The 16,675-nt window shown below is 61.2% G+C and carries 14 protein-coding genes; 10 read left to right on the forward strand and 4 right to left on the reverse strand.

Annotated elements, in window-relative coordinates:
- Positions 1–56: 56 nt before the first annotated feature.
- Entirely contained in the window at positions 57–911 is an 855-nt protein-coding gene (locus ACQ4WN_RS14085) for an SIS domain-containing protein (protein ID WP_034750862.1), read from the reverse strand.
- A gap of 111 nt (positions 912–1,022) precedes the next feature.
- Positions 1,023–2,495, reverse strand: a complete 1,473-nt coding sequence (zwf, locus tag ACQ4WN_RS14090; RefSeq protein ID WP_436552098.1) for a glucose-6-phosphate dehydrogenase — start codon at positions 2,493–2,495, stop codon at positions 1,023–1,025.
- 563 nt (positions 2,496–3,058) lie between these two features.
- On the opposite strand from zwf, the gene ACQ4WN_RS14095 reads away from it, so the two are divergent.
- Together ACQ4WN_RS14095 and ACQ4WN_RS14100 are read left to right on the forward strand one after the other, a co-directional pair.
- On the forward strand, positions 3,059–4,012 hold the full coding sequence (locus ACQ4WN_RS14095) for a chemotaxis protein (protein ID WP_152258717.1): 954 nt from the start codon (positions 3,059–3,061) through the stop codon (positions 4,010–4,012).
- 321 nt (positions 4,013–4,333) lie between these two features.
- On the forward strand, positions 4,334–5,740 hold the full coding sequence (locus ACQ4WN_RS14100; RefSeq protein ID WP_436552099.1) for a methyl-accepting chemotaxis protein: 1,407 nt from the start codon (positions 4,334–4,336) through the stop codon (positions 5,738–5,740).
- A 4-nt stretch (positions 5,741–5,744) separates the two neighbouring features.
- Here ACQ4WN_RS14100 and ACQ4WN_RS14105 read toward each other — a convergent pair whose 3' ends face one another.
- Both ACQ4WN_RS14105 and pgi read right to left on the reverse strand, forming a co-directional pair.
- Positions 5,745–6,641 (reverse strand): SMP-30/gluconolactonase/LRE family protein, encoded by an 897-nt coding sequence (locus ACQ4WN_RS14105; RefSeq protein ID WP_436552100.1) that lies wholly within the window; start codon positions 6,639–6,641, stop codon positions 5,745–5,747.
- Between the two features lie 138 nt (positions 6,642–6,779).
- Positions 6,780–8,444, reverse strand: a complete 1,665-nt coding sequence (pgi, locus tag ACQ4WN_RS14110; protein ID WP_436552101.1) for a glucose-6-phosphate isomerase — start codon at positions 8,442–8,444, stop codon at positions 6,780–6,782.
- Between the two features lie 336 nt (positions 8,445–8,780).
- Here pgi and edd point away from each other — a divergent pair, with 336 nt between their 5' ends.
- The 8 genes from edd to ACQ4WN_RS14150 all read left to right on the forward strand — a co-directional run bounded on the left by edd (position 8,781) and on the right by ACQ4WN_RS14150 (position 16,668).
- Entirely contained in the window at positions 8,781–10,694 is a 1,914-nt protein-coding gene (gene edd, locus ACQ4WN_RS14115; protein WP_436552102.1) for a phosphogluconate dehydratase, read from the forward strand.
- A gap of 3 nt (positions 10,695–10,697) precedes the next feature.
- Positions 10,698–11,327 (forward strand): bifunctional 4-hydroxy-2-oxoglutarate aldolase/2-dehydro-3-deoxy-phosphogluconate aldolase, encoded by a 630-nt coding sequence (gene eda, locus ACQ4WN_RS14120; protein WP_071075891.1) that lies wholly within the window; start codon positions 10,698–10,700, stop codon positions 11,325–11,327.
- A gap of 53 nt (positions 11,328–11,380) precedes the next feature.
- Positions 11,381–11,902, forward strand: a complete 522-nt coding sequence (locus tag ACQ4WN_RS14125) for a Rhs element Vgr protein (protein WP_436552103.1) — start codon at positions 11,381–11,383, stop codon at positions 11,900–11,902.
- A gap of 204 nt (positions 11,903–12,106) precedes the next feature.
- Positions 12,107–12,595, forward strand: a complete 489-nt coding sequence (locus ACQ4WN_RS14130) for a TadE/TadG family type IV pilus assembly protein (protein WP_436552104.1) — start codon at positions 12,107–12,109, stop codon at positions 12,593–12,595.
- Positions 12,595–13,188 (forward strand): TadE/TadG family type IV pilus assembly protein, encoded by a 594-nt coding sequence (locus tag ACQ4WN_RS14135; RefSeq protein ID WP_436552105.1) that lies wholly within the window; start codon positions 12,595–12,597, stop codon positions 13,186–13,188. Before ACQ4WN_RS14130 ends, ACQ4WN_RS14135 begins: the two co-directional genes overlap by 1 nt.
- 50 nt (positions 13,189–13,238) lie before the next feature.
- The gene (locus tag ACQ4WN_RS14140) at positions 13,239–14,621 is read left to right on the forward strand and encodes a vWA domain-containing protein (RefSeq protein ID WP_436552106.1); all 1,383 of its coding nucleotides are present in this window, start codon (positions 13,239–13,241) and stop codon (positions 14,619–14,621) included.
- A gap of 116 nt (positions 14,622–14,737) precedes the next feature.
- The gene (locus ACQ4WN_RS14145; RefSeq protein ID WP_436552107.1) at positions 14,738–15,028 is read left to right on the forward strand and encodes a hypothetical protein; all 291 of its coding nucleotides are present in this window, start codon (positions 14,738–14,740) and stop codon (positions 15,026–15,028) included.
- A complete protein-coding gene (locus tag ACQ4WN_RS14150) occupies positions 14,998–16,668 on the forward strand; it encodes a hypothetical protein (RefSeq protein WP_436552108.1) in 1,671 nt (556 codons plus the stop codon). Before ACQ4WN_RS14145 ends, ACQ4WN_RS14150 begins: the two co-directional genes overlap by 31 nt.
- Positions 16,669–16,675 lie beyond the last annotated feature (7 nt).

A 16,675-nucleotide genomic window follows, 5' to 3' on the forward strand; every position in this document is an offset into this window, starting at 1 on the left:
CCCAAAAGTGAGAGCTGGGGTCAGACCCGCCGGGGCAGACCCCGGATTTATGCCACCTAGCCAATAAAAGAATCGAACTGCATGTCGAATTCCTGCAAGGCCTTCTGTGCATTCTGCATTTTCTTGCGGAATTCAGGTCCACGCTGGAGGGCCAGGCCCACGGCCAGTACGTCGATCACCACCAGGTAGGCCAGGCGGGCGGAAATCGGCGTGTAGGGGTCGGTGTTGAAGACCAGGTCGATCGGGATCAGGACCGTCGCCAGGTCGGCCAGCGGCGTGCCCGATGGGGCCAGCACGACGACGTCGGCGCCGCCGCGGCGCGCCAGTTTCACGGAGCGCACCAGGGCAGGGCTGTTGCCGCGCTGCGAGATGGCCACCAGGCAGTCGCCGCCGCGCAGCAGGGCCGCGGCGATGCTGTGGATGTTCGGATCGCTGTAGGCCACCGTCGGCACGCCCGAGCGGAAGAACTTGTGCTGCGCATCGGCCGCCACGATACCGGAGGTGCCCTGGCCATAGAATTCGATCTTGCTGGCGCGCGACAGGATGTCGAGCGCGCGCTGGATCGCTTCCGGGTTCAGGTTGTTGCGCAGGTCGAGCAGGGTATTGATCGAGCGGCTGCAGATTTTATTCACCAGGTCGGCCGCCAGGTCGTCCTGCGCCGGCTGCTCGTTCGCGCCCGGCATGGCCAGGGCCAAACCCTGCGCCAGTTTCAGCTTGAATTCATGCCAGCCGTCATAGCCCAGGGTGCGGCAAAAGCGCACCACGGTCGGTTCCGACACCTGCGCGCTTTTCGCCAGCGCCGTGATGTTCTGGCTAACCGTCTGGTTAGGCTGGTCGAGCACGGCCAGCGCGACCTTCTTCTCCGACTTGGAGAGCGAATCGAGCTGGGTGCGGATGGAGTCAAGCAGCATCAAATTAGTCTTCTATCTTCGGGTAAAGGTGAAGCAGGGAATTCGTGGAGCACCGCTCCACGCCTGCGTAACGGTCTGGCCTTGCAAGGCCAGACTCCTTGCGCTTCCAAACTAGTCTTCAGGAAGCGCTTCTTCACGCCACTGCAAGCCATCGCGGCCGATCAGGGCGCTGGCCGCGGCCGGGCCCCAGGTGCCGGCCGTGTAGGGGATTGGCGCGCTGTCGTTCTGTTCCCAGTTGTCGAGTATCGGTTCGACCCATTCCCAGGCCGCTTCCAGTTCGTCGCCGCGCATGAACAGGGTCAGCTGGCCGCGCAGGACGTCGAGCAGCAATCGCTCGTAGGCATCCATGCGTGGGGTCTTGAACGATTCGCGGAAATCGAGTTCCAGTTCCGCCGGTTTCAAGCGCATGCCGTCGCCCGGGGTTTTCGCCATCAAATTCATGCGCAAGCCTTCGTCGGGCTGCAAACGGATCACCAGGCAGTTCGGCTGGAAGCTGGACGTGGGCTGGTTGAAGATCGAGTGCGGAATCTGCTTGAAGCGCACGACGATCTCGGCCAGGCTGTCGGCCATGCGCTTGCCCGTGCGCAGGTAGAACGGCACGCCGGCCCAGCGCCAGGTATCGATTTCCGCCTTCAGCGCGACGAAGGTCTCGGTGCGCGAATGCTCGGGCGCGTCCGGCTCGTCGCGGTAGCTCGGCACGGTGACGCCGTCGACGTGGCCGGCGCGGTACTGGCCGCGCACGATGTTTTGCGCCAGGGTGGTGGGCGTGAATTTTTTCAGCGAGCGCAATACCTGCAGCTTTTCATCGCGTACGGCGTCCGGCGCGATCGAGGTCGGCGGTTCCATGGCAACGATGCACAGCAGTTGCAGCAAGTGGTTTTGCAGCATGTCGCGCAGCGCGCCCGAGGTGTCGTAGTAACCCATGCGGTTACCCACGCCCAGTTTCTCGGCGATGGTGATCTGCACGTCGGAAATCCATTCGCGGCGCCACAGCGGCTCGAACAGAATGTTGCCGAAACGCAGGGCCAGCAAGTTCTGCACGGTTTCCTTGCCCAGGTAATGGTCGATACGGTAGATCTGCGATTCCTGGAAGACCTTGCCCACTTCGGCGTTGATCTGCTTGGCGCTGGCCAGGTCGCGGCCCAGCGGTTTTTCCAGTACCACGCGCGAACTCGGCGTCACCAGGCCGTTGTCTTCCAGGTTGTCGCAGATCAGCGCGAACAGATGCGGTGGCGTGGCCAGGTAGTACACGCGCGTCAGGTCGGCATCGCCGCGCAGCGCTTCGACCAGCGGCGCGTACGTGGCCGCATCGCTGGCGTTGAGCGACACATACACGATGCGCGCGCAGAATTTGCTCCAGGTGGCGGCGTTCAGGGTGCTGGCCTTGATGTGGGGGCGCGAGTTGGTCTCCACCATCTTCAGGAACGCTTCCTGGCCGCTGTCCTGGCGGCCCACACAGATGATGCGCGCCGTCGGCGGCAAATCGTTCGCGACGTCGCGCGCATACATTGCAGGCAACAACTTGCGCATTGCTAAATCGCCGCTGCCGCCAAACAGGACCAGGTCAAAATCGGTAAGTGCCATAAGTGAGTGTCGTCGCAAAAGTAAAAGAGCCGGAGCGGGGAGAAGGCCGACCGGAAGTGCCAGTCTGTCGTTACTATATTCGGTGCTGTAAATTTACTACGCAGAACGGGCAATTGCAAGAAATTTTACTACATTCCAGTCCCTGGCGTCGCCATTTTGCCCCGTATGCCTGCCAGCGGCGACGGCATGGCCATTATATGCTCTTCGCTGGCGCGGGGACGCCGTCACGCTTTGCACGGGGCTTTTCAAAGCAACCATGGTTGCCAGGGAAATTTTCGACTCTCCCCTTCATCATTTGCGCTGTAGCAACAAGCAAATCAAGAAATGCTGTCAGGATCGCCGTTGGCAGCGTAAAGTAGCTTTGAAGAAAGTAAAAAACCGTATAATTCAAGCTGAAATCAATAGCAACTATTGGTTGTACAAAATTGTACGATACACACTGCACCGCTAGCGCCGGCCATGCCCCGAACCCGCCATCCGACGTCCATGCGACGTGCAGTCCGCACTGCCCGCAGCATCATGGGCAGGCGACTTAACTTTACAAGACGGCTCAAGGGGACACAATGAATTCAATGCAGCAAGATGTCGATGAACGCACGAGCCTGACAGGCAATAATAAATTCGAACTGTTCCTGTTCAAGCTGGGCACCAGTGATCACTCGACCAGCCGCGAACTATTCGGCATCAATGTGTTCAAAGTCCGTGAAATCATGGAAATGCCGGCCATCACGGCGGTGGCCGGTTCGCACCCGCACATGCTTGGTGTGGTCAATATCCGTGGCCAGATCGTGCCCGTGATCGACTTGCCGATGGCGGTCGGGTGCAAGAGTAATGGCTTGAAGATTTTGATGGTGACGGAATTTGCCCGCTCGACCCAGGCGTTTGCCGTGGAAGAGGTCGATGAAATCGTGCGCCTGGAATGGAATCAGGTGCTGTCGGCCGAATCGAGCGTCGGTGGCGGTCTCGTCACGAGTATCGCACGCCTCGATGGCGACACCGACAAGACGCGCCTGGCGCAAGTGCTGGACGTGGAGCAAATCCTGCGCAACGTGCTGCCGTCGGGTGATCCCGATGTGGACGAGAACAGCATCGGCCCGCAAGTGCGTTTGCCGGCCGGCGCCGTGATCCTCGCGGCCGACGATTCCTCGCTGGCCCGCTCGCTGATCGAGAAGGGCCTCGAAGCGATGGGCGTGCCTTTCATCATGACCAAGACGGGCAAGGAAGCATGGGAACGCCTGCAGGCGATCTCGGCCCAGGCGGCAACCGAAGGCAAGACGGCGAAAGACAAGGTCGCGCTGGTGCTGACCGACCTGGAAATGCCGGAAATGGATGGCTTCACCCTGACGCGCAACATCAAGAACGATGGCCGCTTCTCCAGCATCCCCGTGGTGATCCACTCGTCGCTGACAGGCTCGACCAACGAAGACCACGTAAAGGGCGTGGGCGCCGATGGTTATGTGGCCAAGTTTGTAGCGGCGGAACTGGCCGAGACCATACGTAAGGTGCTGGCGCGCTAAAGCGCGCTGACACCGCCGCACGCCGCCTGGCGTGCGGCTCCTGGTGAATTTCAAGTTTTTCTTCGCGGCAATGTATTGCCACAATTCACGTATAATGTCACCCCTGGTTCTGTGGGGCCGCACGCGCGTACTGTCCTGTGCCACCTCCATCCTCTTGCACAGGCCGCGTCTTTCACGCCGCCTGGCGCACCGCTGGCTCTCGGGCCGCCCCTGTCGTTGCGGCCCAGCACTTGCCGCTTGTCCTGATAAATCCTGTTCGTACCGGAATGGCGCTTGCTTGGCGTTTTTCACGCGTCGACAGATATTGATGAAGAGTTAATTATGTATCTATCTCCCTTGCGGGCCGTGGCCGTGCGCGCGGACCGCTCCATGCTGGTCGTCCTATGGCTGCTGGCCTTGGTGTCTGCTGGCATGGCAAACTTGTACGGCACCTGGCATCTCGTTGCCAAGGTGGCTTTGCCGGTCGCCTTGCTGCCGACCCTGCTTTTTCTCGCGTGGCCCGGCAGCCTGGCAACCCGCTGCGTCAATGCCGTCGCCATCATGCTCATGGCCGCCTTGCATATCGAACAAGGTGCAGGCTTGACAGAGTTGCATTTCGGTATTTTCGTTTATCTGGCGCTGCTGGTGCTGTATCGCGACTGGCGCCCCGTGATCGTGGCCGCAGCGACGATCGCCGCGCACCACCTGCTGTTTTATTATTTGCAGCAAGCCAGTTATGGCGTGATGTGTTTTAGTACGCCTGGCCTGGGCATCGTTTTCCTGCACGCCATGTTCGTTGTGGTCGAGTCGGCGGCGCTGTGCTATGTGGCCGTGACCTTGCGCGCCAGCACACGCCAGGGTCAGGAACTGGAACAAATGGTGTTGGCCCTGGGCGCGCATGTGGGGCAGGTGGATTTGCGGCCGCTGCAGCGGGCACCCCGTAATGCGCTGGGACAATCGCTGGCGGCCATGCTGGCGACCATGCGCGGCACGCTTGCGGGCGTGCGCGATGGCACCGATAGCATCGCTGCAGCGAGCGCCGGGATCGCCATGCACAACGCTGCGCTGGCGCGCCGTACGGAACGCCAGGCCAGCGATGTCGAGCGTACGGTGCGCGCGATGCAGGCGCTGACGGACGCGGTGCGGCGCGGCGCAGGCCATGTAGGACAGGCCGATGCGCTGGCGGCACGTATGTCGCTCGAGGCGGGGCAGGGCGGTGGCGCCATGCGCGAGGTGCAGGCCAGCATGGGCCGCATCGAGGCGTCGTCGAAGAAAATAGTCGACATCATCGGCGTGATTGATGCGATTGCCTTTCAGACGAATATCCTGGCCTTGAACGCGGCAGTGGAAGCTGCGCGCGCGGGCGAGCAGGGGCGAGGCTTCGCCGTCGTGGCAGCCGAGGTGCGCGTGCTTGCGCAGCGCTCGGCCAGCGCAGCGCATGAAATCAAGGCATTGATCGGCAATACGGTGGAGACGGTGGAGTTGGGTAGCTGCATGGTGGAGCGTGCTGGCGCCACCATTTTGCAAGTGGTCGACAGCGTGCAACAAGTGACGACCATCATGGGGCAGCTGCGCACGGCATCGGACGAACAGGCGCGCGACATTCACGGCATCAATGAAGTGCTGGCTGCGTTTGATGCCAACACGCAAGAAAATGCCCAGTTGGTGCAGGAAAATGCGGCCGCGTCGGCCGCCATGCAGCGTCAGGCGCAGCAGCTTGCCGCGCTGGTACTGGCCTTCCGACTGTAAATGCTCAAGCCTGGTAAGGCGTTTCCGGCTGGCCCGCCACGTCCACGCGCACGGACAGCACGTGGCCCGTGAGCGGGTAGTTGGCGATCTCGGCGTTTGACCTGTTGTGGCTGGCGCTGGTGATGTACAGGGTGCGCAGGTCGGGACCGCCAAACGTCACCATGGTGGGGCAGCGCACGGGCACGGTAATTTCACCCAGCACATGGCCATCGGGGGCGAAGCGTACAATCTTGCCGCCTTCAAACATGGCCGACCAGTAATTGCCTTCGCTGTCGACGGCCGCGCCATCGGGGCGTCCGCCGTAATCGGCCGCTTTTTTATCGGTGGAAAAGCGCTGGAATGGTTGCGGCGCGGAAATGGCTCCCGTGGCCGCATCGAAGTCGAAGCGGTCGATGCGGTGCGTAGTGGTATCCGCGTGGTACATGGTGCGCTTGTCGGGGGAAAAGCCCAGGCCGTTCGATACCGTCATGCCGCCGGACCAGACCTTGCGCACTTGTCCCTTTTCCAGCACGAACATTTCCGCCGCATCGGCGCTGCGCGGCTCGAAAATCGTGCCGACCCAGAAGCGGCCGGCAGGGTCGACCTTGCCATCGTTGAAACGCGTGGTGGCCATGTCGAACGGTGCCGGGGCGATTTCCGCCAGGCTACCCGTCTTCGTGTCGAGGTGGGCAAAACCGCTGCGCAAGGCTACGATCAGGCCGCCGCCCGCATTGATGGCCAGCGCCGACGGTTCTGTCGGCATGCTCCACTGTTCATGCTGGCCGCTGGCCGGGTGCAAGCGATGCACGGCGCGGCCATCGATATCGACCCAGTACAGGGCCGCTTCCTTGCCATGCCATAGCGGACATTCGCCCACTTGCATGGGCTTGTCGCTGACTACCTTGATCTCGTAAATATTCATCTATCTCTTTTTAATACACCGATCAAAACCTGCTGCGCGTCGTGATGTACGGTCTGCGGTGCTCACTGTACCTTCGTACAGTTGCGCTTCTCGACCGCAACTCGCTTCCGCTCGCTACGGTTTTGTTCGGTGTTGTTATTAATATGCGGCTTTTGCTGCTTTAGCCAGGGCGATCAAACCATTGGTCGAGCTGTCGTGGTGGTCGGGACGGGCTTCGCCCGTCAGTTCGGCCTGGATTTTCTTGGCCAGCACCTTGCCCAGTTCTACGCCCCACTGGTCGAAACTGTTGACGTTCCACAAGACGCCCTGCACGAAGGTCTTGTGTTCGTACAGCGCGATCAGGGCGCCCAGGGTGGTCGGGGTCAGCTGGTCCATCAAGATGGTATTGCTGGGGCGGTTGCCCGGGAAAGTCTTGTGCGGCACCAGCGCTTCGATCTCGTTTTCCGGCAAGCCCTGCGCCTGCAAGTCAAGGCGCACTTCCTCGCCCGTCTTGCCCGTCATGAAGGCTTCCGACTGGGCGAAGCAGTTCGCCAGCAGGGCGTCGTGGTGGCCGGGTAAATCGTGCGTGGCGCGCAGGGCGGCGATGAAATCGATGGGCGTGATGTCGGTGCCCTGATGCAGCAGCTGGAAATACGCATGCTGCGCATTCGTGCCGCAATCGCCCCAGATGACGGGGCCGGTCGGCACGTCGACGGGCGCGCCATCCTTGGTGACGCGCTTGCCATTGCTTTCCATGTCCAGCTGTTGCAAATAGGCGGCAAAGCGGCTCAAGTCCTGGTGATACGGTGCGATGGAGACGGAACCGCAATCGAGGAACTGGCGGTTCCAGAAGCCCACCATGGCCAGCACCACGGGCATGTTCTGTTCCAGTGGCGCCTGGCGGAAATGCTGATCCATCGCATGCGCGCCGGCGAGGAAATCGCTGAAGTATTCAAAGCCCACGGACAGCGCCACGGCCAGGCCGATCGAGGACCAGACGGAATAACGGCCACCGACCCAGTCCCAGAACGGGAACATGTTTTCCGGCGAAATGCCGAAGTCGACGATGGCTTGCGTGTTGGTCGAAACAGCCACAAAATGTTGGGCCAGGTCCTTTTCTTCGCCTTCGAGCAGGAACCAGGCGCGCGCCGTGTTGGCGTTGAGCATGGTTTCAGCCGTGACGAAGGTTTTCGAGGCAACGATGAACAGCGTGGTTTCCGGATCGACCCTGGACAGTGTCGCTTCCATGTCGTGGCCGTCGACGTTGGACACAAAGTGCATTTCCAGGCCCGGGTTGGCGTAGGAGCGCAGCGCCAGGCAAGCCATTTTCGGTCCCAGGTCCGAGCCGCCGATGCCGATGTTGACGATGTCGCAAATCGGCTTGCCCGTGTAGCCGAGCCAGCTGCCATTGCGTACCTTGTCGGTAAACGCCTTCACGCGCTGCAGCACATCTTGCACGTCGGCATCGATATCCTGGCCATCAACTACCAGGGCGGTGCCGCGCGGCGCGCGCAAGGCGGTATGCAGAACGGCCCGATGTTCGGTAAGATTGATTTTCTCGCCTGTAAACATCGCTTCGCGCTGCGCTTCCACGCCGCGCTCGCGGGCCAGGTCCATCAGCAGGGCCATGGCGGTGGCGTCGACGCGGTTCTTCGAGTAATCGAGCAGCAGGCCGGCCGCATCGACTGTCATGCTGGAAAAACGCGCGGGATCTAGAGCGAACAGCTGGCGCAGGTGGACCTCGCGCAGGCTGGTGCTATGCGCTTGCAGGGACTGGAAACTGGCGGTGGCGGTGATGGCAGGAGTAGGTGCTGGCTGGCGCATGGCGGTCGGCTTGGGTGCTTGTCTCGGTTGAAAGGAGCGCGGCGCGTTCATCGTGGCGAACGGGGCTACCGGCGTTGGTATGAGAATAATACATCAGAAAAACGTAATTTCACTACAGTTTGTGCAGGCGCATAGCATTTTCAGCGTTTTTTCAGCGTTTTATCCGTGCTGCAATATATATAGGCCAGTAAGACGAGTGGGCGTGGCACGCTGTTGTTTTGCCTTGAAAGGTCGCGGAAAAATGGATTATTTCTGCCACTGGCCACTGCAAGAGTGCTTCTGCGCGACCATTTTGTAGTAAAATTTCACGAAATACTCATTTTTAAGGAAATTCATATGGCGCTGCATCCAGTAGTCGAATCCGTAACAGCGCGCATCATCGCGCGCAGCCGGCCATCGCGCGGCGCCTACCTGGCGCATCTGGATGCTGCCCGCATCCAGGGCGTGCAGCGCGGCGCCCTGTCGTGTACCAACCTGGCGCACGGCTTTGCCGCCTTTCCCGCCAACGACAAGCTGTCGCTGAAGGAATACAAGAAGCCTTCCGTGGCGATTGTGTCGTCATATAATGACATGCTGTCGGCGCACCAGCCCTTCGAAGGCTTTCCGCAAATCATCAAGCAAGCCGTGCGCGAAGTGGGCGCCGTGGCCCAGTTCGCCGGCGGCGTGCCCGCCATGTGCGATGGCGTGACGCAAGGCCAGCCGGGCATGGAACTGTCGCTGTTCTCGCGCGACACCATCGCCATGTCGACGGCCGTGGCGCTGTCGCACAATATGTTCGACGCCGCCCTGTACCTGGGCGTGTGCGACAAGATCGTGCCGGGCCTGCTGATCGGCGCGCTGCACTTCGGCCATCTGCCGGCCGTCTTCGTGCCGGCAGGTCCGATGACGTCAGGCCTGTCGAACCAGGAAAAAGCCAAGGTGCGCCAGTTGTATGCACAAGGCAAGGCCACGCGCGAAGACTTGCTCGAAGGCGAGTCGAAAGCCTACCATGGCGCCGGCACCTGTACCTTCTACGGTACCGCGAACAGCAACCAGATGCTGATGGAAGTGATGGGCCTGCACTTGCCGGGCGCCGCCTTCATCACGCCGAACACGCCGCTGCGCGATGCGCTGACCAAAGCTGCCGCGCAGCGCGCTGCAGGCATCACGGCGCAAAGCGCCAGCTACTTGCCAGTCGGTCATATCGTCGACGAGAAATGTATCGTCAACGCCGTCGTGGGCTTGCTGGCCACGGGCGGTTCGACCAACCACACTTTGCACCTGGTAGCGATTGCCAAGGCGGCCGGCATCGTCATCGACTGGAACGATTTCAATGAACTGTCGGCCATCGTGCCGATGCTGACGCGCATCTATCCGAACGGCGACGCCGACGTGAACCATTTCCACGCGGCAGGCGGCACCGGCTACCTGATCCGCGAACTGCTGGACGCGGGCTTGCTGCACGAAGACGTCAACACCATCCTGGGCCACGGCTTGCGCGCGCACTGCATGGAACCGTTCCTCGCTGAAGACGGCAAGGTCTTCTGGAAAGATGCACCGGCCGCCAGCGCCGACGAAAACGTGTTGCGTCCCGCCTCGAATCCGTTCGCGCCGGACGGCGGCATGGTCCTGGTGGCAGGTAACCTGGGCCGCGCCGTGATGAAGGTCTCGGCCGTCAAGCCACAGCACCGCACGGTCGAAGCGCCTGCCCTGGTGTTCAATTCGCAGGAAGAGTTCATGAACGCCTACAAGGCCGGCACCCTGGACCGCGACTTCGTCGCCGTGCTGCGCTTCCAGGGCCCGCGCGCCAACGGCATGCCGGAACTGCATGCGCTGACGCCCGCGCTGGCCAACCTGCAGGATGCGGGCCGCCGCGTGGCGCTGGTCACCGATGGCCGCATGTCGGGCGCATCGGGCAAGGTGCCGGCCGCCATCCACGTCTCGCCTGAAATCCTCGCCGGCGGCCCCCTGGGCCTGGTGCGCGACGGCGACATCATCCGCCTTGACGCCTTCACCGGTGTGCTTGAGGCGCTGGTGCCGGCCGACGTCTGGCACGCGCGTGCGCTGGTCACTGCCGACCTGTCGCCGAATCACGTCGGCATGGGCCGCGAGCTGTTTTCCATGTTCCGTTCCACCGTCAGCGCGGCGGAAGAGGGTGCCACCACCTTCGGCCTGCCGTCGCCGATTCCCACCACCGTCGCCTTGCACGACGCCGACAATGTCGGTGATACCGTACCCGGTTCCGATGAAGACTTTTTGGCTAGGAAATAAGAGATGACCATGACACTACTGGAAATTATGCGCACATCGAGCGTGATCCCCGTGATTGCGATCGACGATCCTGAACACGCCGTACCGCTGGCGCGCGCGCTGGTGGCGGGCGGCATCCGCGTGCTGGAAGTGACCCTGCGCACCAAGCACGGCCTGGAAGCGATTCGCGCCATGTCGGCCGTGCCGGGCGCCATCGTCGGCGTCGGTACGCTCACCCGTCCCGAGGAATTCGCCCAGGCGCGCGACGCGGGCGCCGTGTTTGGCGTCTCGCCAGGCCTGACGTCGGCCCTGGTGGCGGCGGCGAAAAGCAGCGGCCTGCCCCTGCTGCCAGGCGTGATGACGCCCGGTGAAGTGATGGCGGCGCGTGAAAACGGCTTCCAGCAGCTGAAACTGTTCCCGGCCGTGCCGGCGGGCGGCATCGGCATGCTCAACGCCATCTACGGCCCGCTGCCGGACATCACGTTCTGCCCGACGGGCGGCATCTCGCAAGAGACGGCGTCGCAGTTCCTGGCGTGCAAGAACGTCGCCTGCGTGGGCGGTTCGTGGCTGACGCCGAAAGACGCGATCGCGGCCGGCAACTGGGACCGCATCACGGAAATCGCGAAAGCGGCCAGTGGTCTGCGATTGGCTTAAGCGGCACCGGCGCGGCAAGCTTCCCGCTTGCCGCGCTTTCTTTCCTACTCCTCATGCGAGCTCTGCGCCGCCCCCTCACCATCGGCGAAACCGCCATGGCGCGCAGCGTCTTTCAGGGCGCCATTGACTACGCGCGCGTGCGCGTGGTGTGCGGCTCCTTTCTACCATTTGGCTTGCAGGACCAGAACACGGCGATGACGCCGCGCGGCAGCCTGCACTTCATGCCGGCCCAGTACCGCGACGATTTTTCGCGCGAAGGCAACAGCGGCAAGCTGTTCTTCATCCACGAGATGGTGCACGTGTGGCAGTACCAGCTCGGTTACGGCGTGCTGCTGCATGGCGTGCTGCTGGCGCTGTGCGGCGGCTACATCCGGCAGCGCGCCTACCGCTACGACGCGCAGGCCGGTGGCAACCTGTCCGACTTCAACATGGAGCAGCAGGGCGACATCATCGCCCACTACTTCGGCGCGCGCCAGCTGGGCATCCCCGCCCACGTGGCCAAGCTGCCACAATTGCAGGAGATCTTGCAAGGCTTCCTGCTCGACCCCGCCGACCGCCGCTTGCTGCCGCGCTAATTTCGTTTCCTATCGTTATTTCAAGTAAGCATGCATATGTATTTAATTTGCATGTATTCAGACCTTGACATTCATCTCAGCATTACCTAAATTAAATTATACAAAGAACAATTTATTTGTTTTATTTGCAATCTCGACGCGAGATCGAGAGCAACCTGTCCAAGCGAGTAAATCATGCAGACTAGAAACAGCTGTAGGGGAGTGTTGCGCCTGAATAAAGCCAGGCGCGGGGCGGCGCTGGTGGAATTTGCCTTGATCGCCCCTATCCTCTTTTTCCTCATCGCCATGATCATGGAACTGGGGATCATGTTCTGGGTCAACCTGACGATGCAGTACGCTGTGCGCGAAGGGGCCCGCTACTCCGTCACGGGGCAAAACAACCTTGACCCGGCCAGCGCCAACAAGCAGCGTTACGAGGCCGTGCTACGAAAGATCAACGACAGCTCGCTGGGCCTGTATGCGATGGTCAGTCCCGTGGTGGTGGTCAATGGCGTTTCACAAGCGCCCTCCGCGTACAACAACAATATGTTCGGCGCGGCCGGCGATATTGTCGTCTTGCAGGTGAACTGTACCTGGCCCGTCATCACCCCCGCATGGCGCTTGATGGCCTTGCTCAATCCCAAAACTTCCACCAGTGCGCCCGGCCAGTATGCGTTCAGCGTCGCGGCCACCATGCGCAACGAGGCCTTCTGATGACGCCAATCCAACAACGGACATCGACGCGCGCGCACCGCCAGCGGGGCGTGGCCGCCGTGGAGTTCGCCCTGGTGCTGCCCTTCCTGCTGATGATGGCCGTCCCCGTCTTCGACCTGGCGCGCATCGTGCAGGGGGACATGATATTGACCAACCTGAGCCGCGAAGGCGCCAATCTGGCGTCGCGCTCGTCGCAGGATCCGCAAACCATCATGACGGCGCTGGCGATGACGACGCCACCGCTGGACATGGCCAGCAATGGCAGCATGTACATCAGCAAGATCATGGGTAATGGCCCCGGCAAGCAGAACGTCATTCTCGAACATTACCGCTGGACCAAGGGGCCGCAGCAGGCCAGCAAGGTGTGGAGCTGCAGCAGCTGGGCCAGCGACGGCACGGGCAAGTGCACCAGCATCCCCAGCGCGGGTTCGTCCATCAACGATGCCATGAGCAACCAGCTGGCCAATGGCGAAGTCATTTATGTCGTCGAGGGACTGTATCGCGCCAACATCCTGTTTGCCGGCATGAGCCTGGGCTTTGGTGCGCAAACGCCCCAGCTGAGCGGCAATCTGTATGCCAAGACCATTTTTTAGACACGCTGTCATCATTGCGCAGGTGCCTGTGCAGGCGCCGGGAGAACATCATGAAAAGCATACGCAGGCGGACTGGAAAACAAAAGGGGCAAGTTCTGATTGTCATCGGCCTGTCGATGGTGGTGCTGATCGGCGCGGTGGGCCTGGCCATCGATTCCGGCCTGGGTTTCATCATCCGCTCCAAGCTCAATGCGGCCGTCGATGCGGCCAGCATCGCCGCCGCGCGCGCCGTCACGCAAGGTGTCGGCGAGGCGGCGCAGCGGGCCAGCGCCCAGGCGGCAGCGCAAAAGTTTTTTGCCGCGAATTTCCCCACCGGCTACCTGGGTGCCACGCCCACCTTCAACGATCCCAGCGTGACCTTTGACGCTGGCAAGGTGACGATCGATGCGGCGGCCACGGCCGCCGTGCCCGTGACGCTGATGCGCGTGCTGGGCTTCAATTTGCTGACGGTCAGCGCCTCGGCGCAGACCATCCGCAAGGACCTGGACCTGGCCTTCGTGATGGATACCTCGGGCTCGCTGTCGCCCGTCGGCTCCACCGTCATCAGCAGCGCGCAGCTGTTTCTCAGTAAATTCAATCCGGCGCTGGACCGCATGGCCCTGATCCATTTTTCTTACGGCGCCGAAGTCGATACACCGATCAGCAAGGTAGCGCGCGGTTTCGACCAGGCGGGCATGAAGACCACCATAGGCAAGTATTCGTTTGACGGCTTGACGAATTCGGCCGAGGGCATGTGGAATGGTCGCGACCAGCTCAACAGCATCGCCCTGGCCAACCGCTCCAGCCTGCGCGTCATCGTGTTTTTTTCCGACGGTTCGCCCAATACCATTTCGTCCGTCTTCAAGTTCAAGAAGCCTGCCGACTGCACCACGGCTGGATCGCTGGTGACGGGTGATGGCACCAGCACAGGCACGCCGGCCGGCCTGTGGCGGATCGACAAGCAGGGCACCACGGCTGCCGGCAAGTGCGACCAGGATACGAACATCGTCAAGAACCTCGATGCGGCGGCCTTGCCGCAGTGGTATAACGCGCACAATCCCACGAACTTGCCGGCCTTGCAGGAGTTCCCCGTCATCACGGCCACGCCGCGTGCCGTCACCAACGACACGAGCAGCAATGCGGCCACCTGGATCAATGTCAACCGCGCCTCGCGCAACTTGCTCGAAGCGGTCGCCGCCAAGGCTCGCAGCGAGGGAATGTACGTGTTCACCCTGGGACTGGGCAGCGAGTTGACGAAAGCGAACGGCCCTGCGCCCAGCGACAAGGGCGAAGACATCCTCAAGTGCATGGCCAACACGCCGGACGCCTTGTCGCGCTGCGTGAAGGCGGGCGCCAGCCAGCCAGTCGGCATTTACTGCCATGCGGCCAATTCCGATGAACTGAAACCGTGCTTCGAGAAGCTGGCCTCGGCGATTTTGCGCATCAGCATGTAGTGCGCCGGATGAGCGATGCATGCTAACGCACAAGATATTTTATTTGCAATAAAAAGGTCAGGCCCGGGGGGATCCCAAGTAAAATATCCTATGGGAAACTTTTTGGCAGGCAAAGTATGACATTGGGCGACTTCTTTTCTACGAACAAATTCAGTAATGCCGAGCGCATTCATGTGGCGCCAGCGATTCCGGCGAAAATCCTCAGCAATGCACTCGATGCGTATCAGCTTGATCCGGAGATGATCGACATCGTTGCCGTGATCGATGACACGATGCTCGGCAGCGGCAAGGATGGCTGCCTGATTTGCGCGGATCGCATTATTTTCAGGGAAGCGTTTCCGATCCCGTCGAATTTTCCTACACCCGTATCAAGTCGATGCGGGCCGAAAAGCAGCGTGCCTATGTGAATGGACGTGAAGCGTACAAGTTCGCGATGCCCGACAAGATAGTCCTGGAGCGCATGTTCTCTCTGCTGGGCGATTGGCTGAACGCACGTTCGCAGGCACCTGTCCCGTTTCCCGCGGCCAGGGTCACTGCCGCCGCTGCCAGCGGAGCGTCGCCTGCGCCAGCGGCGGGCGACTTGTCGGAGGTGATACTGGCCAGTGCCGCGCTCCTGCATGCGGATAAATTGTATGTGGCGCCGCATATTCCTGAGAGTAAATTAGCCGCCGCCATCGCCTCCTATGGCAAGGGCATGCGCGCCGAGGATGTCATCGTGCTGATCGACGACACCCTGTTCGGCGGCGCCAAGGAAGGCATCATGATCAGCAAGGACAAGCTTGCGATGAAGGTCATGATGGATACCCCGCGTCTGTTCTTTTGGAAGCATACGGAAAGCGTTGCCATTCAAAAACGCAAATTGCTTGTCAATGGCAATGAAATCGCGCAGCTGGTGCAGCTGGGCGAGAAAGAACTCGGGCCCTTTTTTGCCAGGCTTTCCAGGAGCCTGCCGCCTGATGTACCCGCCATTGCTGCGCCAGCCGCAGCGCAGCAGCTTGCCGCTCCCGCTCCCGCGCACGTCGCCGCACTCCAGGTGCCTGTCGAGAGCCAGCTCGCCGTGATTCCCGTCAGGCCGGTTGCGCCGATCGCTCCCATTGCTCCCGTCACGCCTGTCGAGGCGAGGCCCGCCGAGCGTGCCGAAGCCGATGCGCCAGGTGCCAAGGACAAGTTGCTCGATACAGTCCGCCGCCTCATCGAGCAAAACAAGTCGAAAATCATTCCTCTTTTGAAAGAGAAAGGCGGCGAGCTGTCGATGACGGCGCTGAACGACGACAAGAATATCCTCAAATTGTCGGGCATCCTGTATGCCTTGCTGCCGCGCGTGGTGCAATTTGTTCTTTCGGAGCAGAGCTTCAGCAAGTTCCTGCTGGAGAATCGCGACAAGCTGGTCGTCTTCCTGATCGCCGAACCGCCAGCGGCGGCCAAGGACGATGGCATGCGGGACATGCCGGCAGTACAACAGGCTTTTCTGGAAAAAGTTCAGCGCGAGCTATTTGATCCGGCTCAACAAGAAGCTGATGATGCATGGTTCGAAGAGCTGATGCTGTTCGTGCTGGTCCAGCACATGGAATTGCTGAATGCGCACATGGGACAGCTGCCCGAGTCGATACGGCATGGCCGCTCGGATATGAAGATCGCCTGCCTGCGTTTGCTGACGTATGTGCTGTGCGTCACTTGCATGTCCAAAATTCCCCGACCTGTGTTCGAGATGCTTGGTGAAGATACCTACTTTCAGCTATTGGGCATTGCCCTGCTGTATCTGGAGGAATCGTCCACGCTTCTCAAGGAATGGGAAATCGACCCGATCGACATTGATGCGGATGGCGACATGATCGCCCTGATCGGCGGGCTGTTCGGCAAGCCGGAATTCATGGAGCTAGGCATTACCTTGAACAAGCCGAAGGACGAACTGCTGGTGGCCATGCTGGCGGAAGATCCGTTCAGGCTGCCTCGCGGCTTTTGCCAGACCTTGATCAGGCAGGCGGAGCCTATCCATGTCGCCTGGTTAAAACGCATGCGCCAGATAGAGGCCCTGCTGCCTGACTGATCGGTCA

It is taken from the genome of Janthinobacterium pasteuri (assembly GCF_051380775.1).
Taxonomy (GTDB): domain Bacteria; phylum Pseudomonadota; class Gammaproteobacteria; order Burkholderiales; family Burkholderiaceae_D; genus Janthinobacterium.

What these genes read in the sequence shown, in the direction of transcription:
- pgi (WP_436552101.1), bottom strand. Translation starts at nt 8,444, where the DNA reads ATGCGCCAGCCAGCACCTACTCCTGCCATCACCGCCACCGCCAGTTTC.
- zwf (WP_436552098.1), bottom strand. Translation starts at nt 2,495, where the DNA reads ATGGCACTTACCGATTTTGACCTGGTCCTGTTTGGCGGCAGCGGCGAT.
- ACQ4WN_RS14095 (WP_152258717.1), top strand. Translation starts at nt 3,059, where the DNA reads ATGAATTCAATGCAGCAAGATGTCGATGAACGCACGAGCCTGACAGGC.
- ACQ4WN_RS14100 (WP_436552099.1), top strand. Translation starts at nt 4,334, where the DNA reads ATGTATCTATCTCCCTTGCGGGCCGTGGCCGTGCGCGCGGACCGCTCC.
- eda (WP_071075891.1), top strand. Translation starts at nt 10,698, where the DNA reads ATGACCATGACACTACTGGAAATTATGCGCACATCGAGCGTGATCCCC.
- ACQ4WN_RS14135 (WP_436552105.1), top strand. Translation starts at nt 12,595, where the DNA reads ATGACGCCAATCCAACAACGGACATCGACGCGCGCGCACCGCCAGCGG.
- ACQ4WN_RS14145 (WP_436552107.1), top strand. Translation starts at nt 14,738, where the DNA reads ATGACATTGGGCGACTTCTTTTCTACGAACAAATTCAGTAATGCCGAG.
- ACQ4WN_RS14105 (WP_436552100.1), bottom strand. Translation starts at nt 6,641, where the DNA reads ATGAATATTTACGAGATCAAGGTAGTCAGCGACAAGCCCATGCAAGTG.
- ACQ4WN_RS14140 (WP_436552106.1), top strand. Translation starts at nt 13,239, where the DNA reads ATGAAAAGCATACGCAGGCGGACTGGAAAACAAAAGGGGCAAGTTCTG.
- ACQ4WN_RS14125 (WP_436552103.1), top strand. Translation starts at nt 11,381, where the DNA reads ATGCGAGCTCTGCGCCGCCCCCTCACCATCGGCGAAACCGCCATGGCG.
- edd (WP_436552102.1), top strand. Translation starts at nt 8,781, where the DNA reads ATGGCGCTGCATCCAGTAGTCGAATCCGTAACAGCGCGCATCATCGCG.
- ACQ4WN_RS14150 (WP_436552108.1), top strand. Translation starts at nt 14,998, where the DNA reads ATGCGGGCCGAAAAGCAGCGTGCCTATGTGAATGGACGTGAAGCGTAC.
- ACQ4WN_RS14085 (WP_034750862.1), bottom strand. Translation starts at nt 911, where the DNA reads ATGCTGCTTGACTCCATCCGCACCCAGCTCGATTCGCTCTCCAAGTCG.